This window comes from Paenibacillus sp. FSL H7-0357 (genome assembly GCF_000758525.1).
In the GTDB taxonomy this organism is placed as follows: Bacteria; Bacillota; Bacilli; order Paenibacillales; family Paenibacillaceae; genus Paenibacillus_AQ.
The window spans coordinates 6,943,786-6,957,261 of sequence record NZ_CP009241.1 but is presented as its reverse complement, the minus strand read 5'-3'; the positions used below and the strand labels follow the sequence as shown (position 1 = coordinate 6,957,261).

At 47.8% G+C, this 13,476-nt stretch carries 9 protein-coding genes; 7 read left to right on the top strand and 2 right to left on the bottom strand.

Going from position 1 to position 13,476, the window contains the following annotated elements; translation table 11 throughout:
- Positions 1–123 precede the first annotated feature (123 nt).
- From rpoB to tuf, 7 genes are all read left to right on the top strand, one after another.
- Positions 124–3,669, top strand: a complete 3,546-nt coding sequence (gene rpoB / locus H70357_RS30790) for a DNA-directed RNA polymerase subunit beta (protein ID WP_038597100.1) — start codon at positions 124–126, stop codon at positions 3,667–3,669.
- A gap of 112 nt (positions 3,670–3,781) precedes the next feature.
- Positions 3,782–7,393 (top strand): DNA-directed RNA polymerase subunit beta', encoded by a 3,612-nt coding sequence (gene rpoC / locus H70357_RS30785; protein WP_038597098.1) that lies wholly within the window; start codon positions 3,782–3,784, stop codon positions 7,391–7,393.
- Positions 7,394–7,575: 182 nt separating this feature from the next.
- Positions 7,576–7,827, top strand: a complete 252-nt coding sequence (locus H70357_RS30780; protein WP_038597095.1) for a ribosomal L7Ae/L30e/S12e/Gadd45 family protein — start codon at positions 7,576–7,578, stop codon at positions 7,825–7,827.
- A 133-nt stretch (positions 7,828–7,960) separates the two neighbouring features.
- A complete protein-coding gene (gene rpsL / locus H70357_RS30775) occupies positions 7,961–8,380 on the top strand; it encodes a 30S ribosomal protein S12 (protein WP_038597092.1) in 420 nt (139 codons plus the stop codon).
- Positions 8,381–8,424: 44 nt separating this feature from the next.
- Positions 8,425–8,895, top strand: coding sequence for a 30S ribosomal protein S7 (gene rpsG, locus H70357_RS30770; RefSeq protein ID WP_036652908.1), 471 nt, complete (start codon positions 8,425–8,427; stop codon positions 8,893–8,895).
- Positions 8,896–8,943: 48 nt separating this feature from the next.
- Positions 8,944–11,022 (top strand): elongation factor G, encoded by a 2,079-nt coding sequence (gene fusA, locus H70357_RS30765; protein ID WP_038597089.1) that lies wholly within the window; start codon positions 8,944–8,946, stop codon positions 11,020–11,022.
- A gap of 109 nt (positions 11,023–11,131) precedes the next feature.
- Positions 11,132–12,322 carry an elongation factor Tu gene (tuf, locus tag H70357_RS30760; protein WP_038597087.1) on the top strand — a complete coding sequence of 397 codons (1,191 nt, stop codon included), beginning with the start codon at positions 11,132–11,134 and terminating at the stop codon, positions 12,320–12,322.
- 137 nt (positions 12,323–12,459) lie between these two features.
- On the opposite strand, the gene H70357_RS30755 is transcribed toward tuf, so the two are convergent.
- Complete coding sequence (locus tag H70357_RS30755; protein WP_231578343.1) at positions 12,460–12,807, bottom strand: cupin domain-containing protein; 348 nt, start codon at positions 12,805–12,807, stop codon at positions 12,460–12,462.
- A 29-nt stretch (positions 12,808–12,836) separates the two neighbouring features.
- Positions 12,837–13,286 carry a V4R domain-containing protein gene (locus H70357_RS30750; protein WP_038597084.1) on the bottom strand — a complete coding sequence of 150 codons (450 nt, stop codon included), beginning with the start codon at positions 13,284–13,286 and terminating at the stop codon, positions 12,837–12,839.
- Between the last annotated feature and the right edge of the window lie 190 nt (positions 13,287–13,476).

Genomic DNA, 13,476 nt, shown 5'->3' with positions numbered 1-13,476 from the left:
AAGATTTCGATAAGGGCTTTTCTCTATTTGTGGCTGAATCCTTGTGTTATGGTTCCATTATAATGGTCCAAACAAGGGTTCGCAATCAATTTTTAAGTGAGTAGACATGAGGGGTGAGTAAAGTTGGCAGGACATCTTGTTCAGTATGGTCGACGCACTCGGCGGAGCTATGCGAGAATTAACGAGGTACTCGAGGTCCCGAACCTGATCGAGATCCAACAAAAATCTTATGATTGGTTTTTGGAGGAAGGATTGCGGGAAATGTTCCAGGACATCTCGCCGATCCAGGATTTCACAGGGAATTTGGTACTTGAGTTCATTGATTACAGCCTGGGTGAACCGAAATATACGGTTGACGACGCTAAAGAGCGGGACGTAACATATGCGGCTCCTCTGCGGGTGAAAGTACGGCTCATTAATAAGGAGACCGGTGAGGTCAAAGAGCAGGAAGTGTTCATGGGAGATTTCCCGCTGATGACGGAGACCGGCACTTTTATTATCAATGGTGCGGAACGGGTTATTGTCAGCCAGTTGGTTCGCTCTCCAAGCGTCTATTTCAGCACAAAAGTGGATAAGAACGGTAAAAAAACCTACACCGCCACAGTAATTCCTAACCGCGGAGCCTGGCTGGAACTTGAGACCGACGCTAAGGACATTATGTATGTCCGCATCGACCGGACTCGTAAGATCCCGGTTACCGTGCTTCTGCGTGCTCTCGGGTTCGGCAGTGATGCCGAGATTCTGGAACTGCTTGGCAATGATGAATATATTCGCAATACGCTGGATAAAGACAACACGGACTCTACGGAAAAGGCGCTTATCGAAATCTACGAGCGTCTGCGTCCGGGCGAACCGCCGACACTTGATAATGCCAAGAGCCTTTTGGTTGCACGTTTCTTTGATCCGAAGCGCTATGATCTGGCCAATGTAGGCCGCTATAAGATCAACAAAAAGCTGCACATTAAGAATCGTCTGTTCAATCAGCGTTTGGCTCAACCTCTGGTTGATGAGTCCACAGGTGAAATCCTGGCGGAATCCGGCCAAATGGTTGACCGTCGTCTGCTTGATGAGCTGATCCCTTATTTCGAGAAGAATGTTGCTGCCAAAAACTACCGTGTAAGCGGTGGGGTTATGGACAGTATTGATATCCCTCTGCAAACGATCGACGTGTTCTCGCCGATTGAAGAAGGACGGGTTATCAAGCTGATTGCCAATGGCAATATCGACAAATCAGTGAAGCATATTACTCAGGCTGATATTATCTCCTCAATCAGCTACTTTATTAATTTGCTGCACGGCATCGGCAACACCGATGATATCGACCACTTGGGTAACCGTCGCTTGCGTTCTGTAGGTGAACTGCTGCAGAACCAATTCCGTATCGGGTTGTCCCGTATGGAACGCGTAGTGCGTGAGAGAATGTCGATTCAGGATGCTAATGCGATTACGCCACAGGCTTTGATCAACATTCGTCCGGTTATCGCGTCGATTAAAGAGTTCTTCGGTAGTTCGCAGCTGTCCCAATTTATGGACCAGACGAACCCGCTGGCTGAACTGACGCACAAACGCCGTCTATCGGCACTCGGACCCGGCGGTCTGACTCGTGAACGCGCGGGCTTTGAGGTTCGTGACGTCCATCACAGTCACTACGGCCGTATGTGTCCAATTGAAACGCCGGAAGGTCCGAATATCGGGCTGATCAACTCCTTGTCCACCTTTGCCCGCATCAATGAATACGGCTTTATTGAAGCGCCGTACCGTTGGGTGGATCCGAAGACTGGCAAGGTGACCGAGCAGATCGATTACCTGACTGCCGATGAAGAAGATAACTATGTAGTTGCTCAGGCTAACGTACTGATCGACGAAGAGGGCTCCTTCAAAGAAGACATGGTTATCGTTCGTTACAACAAAGATTCAGACAACATTACAACAATGCCAAGTAATCGCGTGGATTACATGGATGTATCGCCGAAACAGGTTGTATCGGTCGCTACGGCGCTCATTCCGTTCCTTGAGAACGATGACTCCAACCGCGCACTGATGGGATCGAACATGCAGCGTCAGGCCGTTCCGCTTCTAATTCCTAAAGCGCCGCTGGTCGGCACAGGAATGGAACATAAATCCGCTAAGGATTCGGGCGTGTGTATTGTTTCCAAGTATGACGGTATTATTGAACGCTCGTCGGCCAACGAAATTTGGCTGCGCCGCGTTGAAGCTGTCGAAGGCAAGGAAGTTAAAGGCGATATCGTTAAATATAAATTACACAAATTTATGCGTTCGAACCAGGGTACCTGCATTAATCAACGTCCGCTGGCTAAAAGAGGCGACATTGTTAAGAAAGGCGACATTCTGGCAGATGGACCATCCACGGAAATGGGCGAACTTGCTCTTGGCCGCAACGTAGTTGTTGCGTTCATGACTTGGGAAGGTTACAACTACGAGGATGCGATCCTGCTGAGTGAGAAACTGGTTAAGGAAGATGTATACACTTCGATTCATATCGAGGAATACGAATCCGAGGCTCGTGACACCAAGCTGGGACCTGAAGAGATTACGCGTGATATTCCGAATGTCGGTGAAGAAGCGTTGCGCAATCTTGATGAGCGCGGCATCATCCGCATCGGTGCGGAAATCAACGCTGGTGATATTCTGGTAGGTAAAGTTACTCCGAAGGGTGTAACTGAACTGACTGCCGAAGAACGCCTGCTGCACGCTATCTTTGGTGAGAAAGCCCGCGAAGTGCGCGATACTTCGCTGCGCGTTCCTCATGGTAGTGACGGTATTATCGTTGACGTTAAAGTATTTACACGCGAGAACGGCGATGAGCTGCCTCCGGGTGTAAATCAGCTGGTTCGTGTCTACATCGCTCAGAAACGTAAGATTTCTGAAGGTGACAAGATGGCCGGACGTCACGGTAACAAGGGTGTCGTTGCCCGTATCCTGCCTGAAGAAGATATGCCATTCCTTCCTGATGGTACACCGGTACAGGTTGTCCTGAACCCTCTGGGCGTTCCTTCCCGTATGAACATCGGCCAGGTGCTCGAAGTTCATATCGGTATGGCTGCCCTGCAGCTCGGTATTCACGTAGCTACTCCAGTATTTGATGGAGCGCGTGAGAACGACGTATTTGATACGATGGAAGAAGCCGGCATGCAGCGTAATGGTAAGACTGTGCTTTATGACGGCCGTACAGGTGAACGCTTCGAGCGTGAAGTTACTGTCGGCGTTATGCACATGATCAAACTGGCGCACATGGTTGACGATAAGATTCATGCCCGTTCCACAGGACCTTACTCTCTCGTTACACAGCAGCCACTCGGCGGTAAAGCCCAGTTCGGTGGACAGCGTTTCGGGGAGATGGAAGTTTGGGCGCTTGAAGCTTACGGTGCTGCATATACACTTCAAGAGATTTTAACTGTGAAGTCCGATGACGTGGTCGGCCGTGTCAAGACGTACGAATCCATTGTCAAAGGTGAGAATGTTCCAGAACCAGGTGTTCCGGAATCGTTCAAAGTACTCATCAAGGAACTGCAGTCGCTTGGTATGGATGTTAAGATCCTCAGCGGCGACGAGCAGGAAATTGAAATGAAGGAACTGGATGATGAGGATGAGACGTCAGGCGACAAGCTGAGCCTCAATTTGGAAGGCGCAGAAGTCGGAATAGAGTAATTTAACTGTAAGAATCAATTTCATTTAAAAAGGACCGTGCCCTCTTTTGATCTAACCGTCAAGGGAGGGCCTCCGGTACTAAATCAGGATATAGGTTAAGGAGGGTTGCTCCTTGTTGGACGTTAACAATTTTGAATTCATGAAAATCGGGCTTGCTTCTCCGGAGAAGATTCGTTCTTGGTCCCGCGGAGAAGTGAAAAAACCGGAAACCATTAACTATCGTACATTGAAGCCGGAAAAAGAAGGTCTTTTCTGCGAACGTATCTTCGGACCGCAAAAAGACTGGGAATGTCACTGTGGTAAATACAAACGCGTCCGTTATAAGGGCGTAGTGTGCGACCGGTGCGGCGTGGAAGTTACCCGTGCTAAAGTTCGCCGCGAACGTATGGGCCACATTGAACTGGCGGCTCCTGTATCTCATATCTGGTATTTCAAAGGTATTCCAAGCCGTATGGGTCTGGCACTCGATATGTCCCCGAGATCGCTTGAAGAGATCATCTACTTTGCATCTTATGTTGTAACCGATCCAGGTGAAACGCCGCTGGAGAAGAAACAACTGCTGTCCGAGAAAGAATACCGCAGCTACCGTGAGAAATACGGCTACGGTTTCCAAGCCGGCATGGGTGCCGAAGCTGTGAAGAAGCTGCTTCAGGATATCGACATCGAGAAGGAATTGGAATTCCTCAAGGAAGAGCTTCGCACCGCCCAAGGCCAACGCCGCAACCGGGCGATCAAACGTCTGGAAGTTATTGAAGCGTTCCGCAACTCCGGCAACAAGCCTGATTGGATGATCATGGATGTGCTTCCGGTTATTCCTCCGGAGCTTCGCCCGATGGTTCAATTGGATGGTGGCCGTTTTGCTACGTCTGACCTTAACGACCTCTACCGTCGCGTAATCAACCGGAACAACCGTCTGAAAAGACTGCTTGATCTGGGTGCTCCTGATATTATCGTGCAGAATGAGAAACGGATGCTTCAGGAAGCTGTCGATGCACTTATCGACAACGGCCGTCGCGGCCGCCCTGTAACGGGTCCTGGTAACCGTCCGCTCAAATCGCTCAGCCATATGCTGAAAGGTAAACAAGGACGTTTCCGTCAGAACTTGCTCGGTAAACGGGTTGACTATTCCGGACGTTCCGTTATCGTTGTAGGACCGTATCTCAAAATGTACCAATGCGGACTTCCAAAGAAAATGGCGCTTGAACTCTTCAAACCGTTTGTTATGAAAGAATTGGTGAACAAGGGCTTGGCCCATAACATCAAGAGCGCAAAACGTAAAGTTGAGCGTGTAAGTCCTGAAGTATGGGATGTGCTTGAAGAAGTAATCAGAGAGCATCCGGTTCTGCTGAACCGTGCCCCTACACTTCACCGTCTCGGTATTCAAGCTTTTGAACCGATTCTGGTAGAAGGTCATGCTATCCGTCTTCACCCGCTCGTATGTACGGCTTACAATGCCGACTTTGACGGTGACCAAATGGCGGTGCACGTTCCTCTGTCTGCAGAAGCTCAAGCGGAAGCACGTCTGCTCATGCTGGCCTCCGGTAACATCCTGAACCCTAAGGACGGCAAACCGGTTGTTACTCCTTCCCAGGATATGGTCCTCGGTACGTTCTACCTGACCATGGACAACAAGGAAGAAAAGGGTACGGGTATGATTCTGCGCACCGTGAACGAAGCTGTTTCAGCTTACCAGCGTGGAACCGCAGGTCTGCACGCCCGTGTAGCTATTCCTGTTAAGGCTCTGGGTAAAACCTGCTTTACAGAACAGCAACAAGGCGCAATGCTGATTACTACGGTCGGAAAGATCATCTTTAACGAGATCTATCCTAGCAGCTTCCCTTATATCAATGAAGCGACCAAAACAAACCTGCTGCAAGGCACACCAGAGAAATACTTTATCTATGAAAAAGGCGCGGACATCCGTGAGCTGATTATGAATGCTCCGGAAGCAAGTGCTGTAGGTAAGGAATACCTGGGTCTGATTATTGCCCGCTGCTTCGAAACCTATCACACGACCAAAACGTCTGTGATTTTGGATAAAATCAAGCAACTCGGCTTTACGTACTCCACACGTTCCGGTGTTACGGTTGCCGTATCGGACGTTATCGTTCCGGAGGAAAAAGCTACAATCCTGAAAGAGTCCGAGGCTAAGGTCGATGTGGTTGCCAACCAATATCGCCGTGGTCTGATCACCAATGACGAACGGTATGACCGTGTTATTGAGATCTGGTCGAAGACGAAGGATGATCTTACCAACGTGTTGTTGAAATCGATGGACCGTTTCAATTCCATCATGCTCATGGTTGACTCCAAAGCGCGTGGTAACAAATCGCAGATTACCCAGCTGGGTGGTATGCGCGGACTGATGGCTACACCATCGGGACGGATTTTCGAATTGCCAATCAAAGCGAACTTCCGTGAAGGTCTGACCGTCCTCGAGTACTTTATCTCCACTCACGGAGCGCGTAAAGGTCTGGCCGATACAGCGCTGCGTACAGCCGACTCCGGATACTTGACCCGTCGTCTCGTTGACGTTGCCCAAGACGTTATTGTCCGTGAAGAAGACTGTGGTACCGATAAAGGCTTCACCGTCAGCCGTATTCAAGATGGCAAGGAAGTTATCGAAGATCTGTACGACCGTATTGAAGGCCGCTACTCCTTTGAAACTGTACGTCATCCGGAAACGAAGGAAATCCTCGTTCACCGCAACGATCTAATTGACTCCGACAAAGCTGAGGCGATTGTTAACGCTGGTGTGACCAAACTGCAGATCCGTTCTGTGCTGAGCTGCCGTGCGCGTCACGGTGTCTGCAAGAAATGCTACGGACGTAACCTGGCAACAGGTAAATTCGTGGAAATCGGTGAAGCTGTCGGTATTATCGCGGCACAATCCATCGGTGAGCCGGGAACCCAGCTTACAATGCGTACGTTCCATACCGGGGGTGTTGCCGGTGATGACATCACGCAAGGTTTGCCGCGTATCCAGGAGTTGTTTGAAGCCCGTAACCCTAAAGGTCAGGCTACAATCAGTGAAATTGACGGGGTAATCAAGGAAATCCGCGAAACCAAGGACCGCCGCGAAATCGAGGTTCAAGGTGAAGCTGAATCTAAGACTTATTCCATCACCTACGGTTCGCGTTTGCGTGTCAGTGAAGGCCAGGAGATTGAAGCTGGCGATGAGCTGACTGACGGTTCGATCGACCCTAAAGAAATGTTGCGCATCAAAGGGATCCGCGGGGTACAAAACTACATTCTGCAAGAAGTACAGCGTGTATACCGTAACCAAGGCGTTGAGATCAATGATAAGCACATTGAAGTTATGATTAAGCAGATGCTGCGCAAAATCCGTATTATCGATGCTGGTGATACGAATCTCTTGCCAGGTGCATTTGCGGACATTCATGAATACGAAGCTGCGAATAAGGAAGCCATTCTTTCTGGTAATGAGCCTGCAGTTGCCAAACCGGTACTGCTCGGTATTACTAAGGCATCCCTGGAGACAGATTCCTTCCTGTCTGCGGCCTCCTTCCAAGAAACTACCCGCGTCTTGACTGATGCTGCAATTAAGGGTAAAGTAGATAAGTTGCTTGGACTCAAAGAAAATGTTATTATCGGTAAGTTGATTCCTGCAGGTACTGGCATGAATCGTTACCGTAATGTGAAGCTGAGTGATCCGAATGTCGAAAGCTCGCAAGAAGCTTTAGAAACGGTTCCTGCTGAATAGTTAAATAATCATGGCGGGCAGTTGATTATGCCACGGCTATTTATAGACGTGGCGCTGCTGCCTGCTGTGAATATTAATAAATTTATTGCCGATTCTCTTGACATCATCTACTGATAATGCTAATATGTCTAAGGTGCGTGAGTAGCCTGGTTATTCTTGTTCATTGGAGGTAATGATTTATCATGACTGATGATAGAGGACTGCAGGATGCTCAGGTCAAGATCGGTACCAAACAAACCGTCAAGGCGGTAGAGTTGGGCCAAGCCGCAGAAGTCTATGTGGCAGAGGACGGAGATCAACGGCTTACTTCCAGAATTGTTATGCTTTGTAACAAACAAGGTGTGAAGGTCTCTTATGTGGACACGATGCTGAATTTGGGCAAAGCTTGCGGTATAGAAGTTGGTGCTGCTATGGCAGCCGTCTTAAAACAATAGCACGAGAAGCGTTTTTGTACCGGGGTACACTTCGGCAACAAAGACTTTTCATTTGTCTTTTTATGAACCGCCTGGGTCTGTGGACTTAATGTTCGTAAATAGATTACTATTTCAGGAAGGGGGTGGCACAACAATGCCAACTATTAATCAACTGGTTCGTAAAGGCCGTCAAGCCAAAATCGAAAAATCCAAATCTCCCGCTCTTCAAAAAGGGTTCAACGCCCTCAAGCGTGAGACTACAAATTTGAGCGCCCCGCAAAAACGCGGTGTGTGCACTCGTGTAGGCACAATGACTCCACGTAAACCAAACTCCGCGCTTCGTAAGTATGCCCGTGTTCGTTTGACGAACCGTCTTGAGGTGACTGCTTACATTCCGGGTATTGGACATAACCTTCAAGAGCACAGTGTTGTATTGCTGCGCGGAGGTAAAGTTAAGGACCTTGCAGGAGTTCGTTATCACATCGTTCGTGGCGCTTTGGATACAGCAGGCGTTGCTAACCGTATGCAAGCTCGTTCCAAGTATGGTGCAAAACGTCCTAAAGCAAAGAAATAAGTTAAGAATATCTGAATAATAAACATTGAGAAAGGGGGATATCCATGCCACGCAAAGGTCCAGTTACTAAGAGAGATGTATTGCCAGATCCATTGTATAATAGCAAGTTGGTTACTCGTTTGATCAACCGTATTATGCTGGGTGGTAAAAGAGGTGTCGCTCAAAGCATTCTGTACAATTCGTTCAAGTTGATTCAAGAACGCACAGGCAAAGATCCGATGGAAGTTTTCGAAGCTGCCATCAAGAATATTATGCCGGTATTGGAAGTTAAAGCTCGTCGTGTCGGCGGTGCTAACTACCAAGTGCCTATCGAGGTTAAACCTGAAAGACGTACTGCTTTGGGATTACGTTGGCTCGTGAACTACTCACGCAACCGCGGTGAGAAGACGATGGAAGAGCGTTTGGCGGCTGAGATCATCGACGCTTCCAACAACACAGGCGCTTCCGTTAAGAAACGTGAAGACACGCACAAAATGGCTGAAGCAAACAAAGCGTTTGCTCACTACCGCTGGTAGGATTTAAGGCCGTTCAAATAACTTATATTTTGAAGGGAGATCCAATTCATGGCAAGAGAGTTCTCCTTAAAAAATACACGCAACATCGGGATCATGGCGCATATTGATGCTGGTAAGACTACTACCACTGAGCGGATTCTATTCTATACAGGCCGTACGCACAAAATCGGTGAAGTTCACGAGGGTGCTGCTACAATGGACTGGATGGAGCAAGAACAAGAGCGCGGGATTACTATTACTTCCGCTGCTACAACTGCTGCATGGAAAGGTCACCGCATCAATATCATTGATACCCCTGGACACGTTGACTTCACAGTTGAAGTTGAACGTTCCCTTCGTGTATTGGATGGGGCAGTAGGCGTTTTCAGTGCGAAAGAGGGCGTTGAGCCTCAGTCTGAAACCGTATGGAGACAGGCTGACCGTTATGGCGTTCCCCGGATCGCATATGTAAATAAAATGGATATCATCGGTGCGGATTTCCTAAACGTTATCGACAGCATGCGTGATCGCTTGCAAGCCAATGCAGTTGCTATTCAACTGCCAATTGGTGCCGAAAACGACTTCATTGGTATTATTGACCTGGTTGAGCAAAAAGCTCATATGTTTAAAGACGATCTGGGTCAAAATATTGAAGTAACGGACATTCCGGCTGAATATCTGGAACAAGTTGAGGGGCTGCGTCTTGAGTTGATCGAGAAAGTAGCAGAACTTGACGAAGATCTGACTATGAAGTACCTGGAAGGCGAAGAAATTTCAGTTGATGAGATCAAAGCTGCTCTGCGCAAAGGCGTTGTAGAAGTTAAGATCTTCCCTGTAATTGTCGGATCCTCCTACCGTAACAAAGGTGTCCAACTGATGATGGACGCTGTCGTTGATTACCTGCCATCCCCACTGGATGTACCGGCTATTCAAGGTCATCTGGATGACGGAACTGAAGCGGTTCGCCACTCTTCGGACGAAGAACCATTCTCAGCACTGGCATTTAAAATCATGACAGACCCTTATGTAGGTAAACTCACGTTCTTCCGCGTGTATTCCGGTATTCTGGAATCCGGTTCTTATGTAGTTAACGCTACTAAGAACAAACGCGAGCGTATCGGCCGTATCCTGCAAATGCATGCGAACAGCCGCCAAGAAATCTCCATCGTTTACGCTGGTGATATCGCGGCAGCCGTTGGTCTGAAGGACACAAGTACTGGCGATACACTTTGTGATGAGAAACATCCGGTTATTCTGGAGTCCATGAACTTCCCTGATCCGGTTATCGAAATCGCAGTTGAACCAAAAACCAAAGCTGACCAAGATAAACTGGGTGTTGCTCTCGGTAAGTTGACTGAAGAGGATCCAACTCTTCGTGCTCACACTGATGAAGAAACAGGCCAAACGATCCTGGCAGGTATGGGTGAGCTTCACCTTGATATTATCATCGACCGTATGCGCCGCGAATTCAAAGTAGAAACCAATGTGGGTAAACCACAGGTTGCTTACCGCGAAACATTCAAAGCACCAGCTCGTGTCGAAGGTAAATTCGTTCGCCAATCCGGCGGTCGCGGTCAGTATGGTCACGTATGGGTTGAATTTGAACCTCTCGAGCCAGGTACTGGCAGCAAGTTCGAAAGTAAAGTAGTCGGTGGCTCTGTTCCTAGAGAGTATATCGCTCCTGCACTTGCCGGTATTGAAGAGCAAATGAAAAACGGCGTTATTGCAGGCTTCCCGCTTGTTGACGTTAAGGCTACCATCGTTGATGGTTCTTATCATGATGTTGACTCCAACGAAATGGCGTTCAAAATTGCCGGATCGATGGCACTCAAAGCAGCTAAAGACAAGTGTAAGCCTGTCCTGCTTGAGCCAATCATGAAAGTGGAAGTAACTGTTCCTGAGGAATATATGGGTGATGTAATGGGTATGCTGAACTCCCGTCGCGGTCGGATCGAAGGTATGGATTCCCGTGGTGGAGCGCAAATTATCCGTGCGAAGGTGCCTCTTTCCGAAATGTTCGGATACTCCACAACACTCCGTTCTGGTACTCAAGGACGCGGCGTATTCTCCATGGAGCTTTCTCACTATGAAGAAGTTCCTAAATCCATTGCGGAAGAGATCGTTGCTAAGAACAAAGGCGGAGAATAATTAACTGTTTTAACTTGCTGTCCGGGTACAACCGATCAGTCATCCTAGATAAGCAACTAGCCCGGCGGCTCAAATATAAGGAACCCCACAATAAGGAGGAACTGTTCAAATGGCAAAGGCAAAGTTTGAACGTAACAAACCACACGTTAACATCGGTACTATTGGTCACGTCGACCATGGTAAAACAACTCTGACTGCTGCAATCACTACTGTATTGTCCAAAAAATACGGTGGCGCTGCTGTAGCATTCGACCAAATCGATAAGGCTCCTGAAGAACGCGAACGTGGTATCACTATCTCCACAGCTCACGTTGAATATGAAACTCCTAACCGTCACTACGCACACGTAGACTGCCCTGGTCACGCCGACTATGTTAAAAACATGATCACTGGCGCAGCGCAAATGGACGGAGCTATCCTGGTTGTATCCGCAGCTGACGGCCCTATGCCACAAACTCGCGAACACATCCTGCTGTCCCGTCAAGTAGGCGTTCCTTACATCGTTGTATTCTTGAACAAATGCGACATGGTTGAAGACGAAGAGTTGCTTGAACTGGTTGAAATGGAAGTTCGCGACTTGCTGAGCGAATATGATTTCCCAGGCGATGATACTCCAATCATCCGTGGATCTGCTCGTGAAGCTCTTCAAAACCCTGATGGCGATTATGCACAAAAAATCGTTGAGATGTTCGAAACGATTGATACGTACATTCCGCTTCCAGAGCGTCAAACTGACAAGCCTTTCTTGATGCCTGTCGAAGATGTATTCTCCATTACTGGCCGCGGTACTGTGGCAACTGGTCGCGTAGAACGCGGAACAGTTAAAGTCGGAGAAGAAATCGAAATCGTTGGTATTCATGAAGAAACTAAGAAATCCGTAGTTACGGGCGTAGAAATGTTCCGTAAATTGCTGGATTCCGCTCAAGCAGGCGACAACATCGGCGCACTTCTGCGTGGTGTTGACCGTAACATGATCGAGCGCGGCCAAGTAATTGCTAAGCCGAACTCCGTTAAACCACACACTGAGTTCACTGCTCAGATCTACGTTCTGACTAAAGAAGAAGGCGGACGTCACAAACCATTCTTCACTGGTTACCGTCCACAGTTCTACTTCCGTACAACTGACGTAACTGGCATCATCAACCTGCCAGAAGGTACTGAAATGGTTATGCCTGGTGACAACATCACAGTAACTGTTTCCCTGATCTCCCCAATCGCTATTGAAGAAGGTACTAAATTCTCCATTCGCGAAGGCGGACGTACAGTTGGAGCAGGTAGCGTAGCTTCCATCCAAAAATAATTCGGTTCTATCCGTTAGGATAGTGCTGAACCATAAAGGCAGGGATTCTTCTCCGGAAGATTCCCTGTTTTTTTGCATAAAAAAAACTCTATTTCCTTATAAAGACCCGGAAATAGAGTTGAATTCAAAAGAAACGATTAGGATATTTCTTGGGTGTACGCTGGGCCTGGAACTTTGGATATTACCACATGCAAACTTGCAGGCTGATGACCATTGTTACGGTAGGAAAAGGATTCATCACCGGCGAGGTGGATAATATCACCTTCAGCTAGATCCTGCTCTACATCGTTAACATTAATGATGCCGTTTCCCTTCAGAGCAAGGATGAATACATCTGCTCCGGGATGCTTATGCGCTGGAAGCTGTTGGTCTGGCATGAAATTAAGCATAAACATTACACTATCGCCTTTTTGAAACAGGATTTTTTTTGTAAACCGTTCCTCCTGATATTGAATTGCCTCTACTAATGTCTTTTTCTCCATCATTAATCCCAACCTTCGTTTTTATTATTGTTTTAAAGTTTAACTTCATACTCACAATGCTCATGACCTGCAGCATTGCATTTTACTTCTCTGACGGATATCCGTCTTCCCATGATTTTGGATAAAGCCCCTTCCAGAATAGCTCCTTCCAAATCACAAATCAGCTTCTCTTCCTCCAGCGTCGGGAGACCTTTACAAAAGCAGTCCTCCACCGCGATGTTGATCTTGCGGTCATCCTCATGCAGGATGCGTGGAATCCCTATTTTCAAATCCTCGAATAGTTGTAGTAACTCCTCGAGTGTGTTCACTGGTAGACTCTCACCGATTTTTCGGCCAACAGTAAGTGTAGTTCCTTTACCGCCAAGGGGGAGACCCTGGTTCATTCCGATAAGGCGGATGGTGCGGAATAATTCAAGCGGAACCATGTTGCCAAGCACAGATCTGTCCATACTTTTCATATCTTCGAAGGTATATTGCAGCATAGATACTCCATCTCCTTTAGATCTCTCTATAGGACCTATTGTGACGGATATTGATAATATATTCCTTGATGCAGATCAAGTTTTTTAAAAAAAGTTGTGAGGGCAGTCACTGGGCAGCACTAGGATCCTTGTTATGGTGAGAATAGCGGAAAGGATGGTGAGTGAATGGAATGCACAGTATGCAATTCTC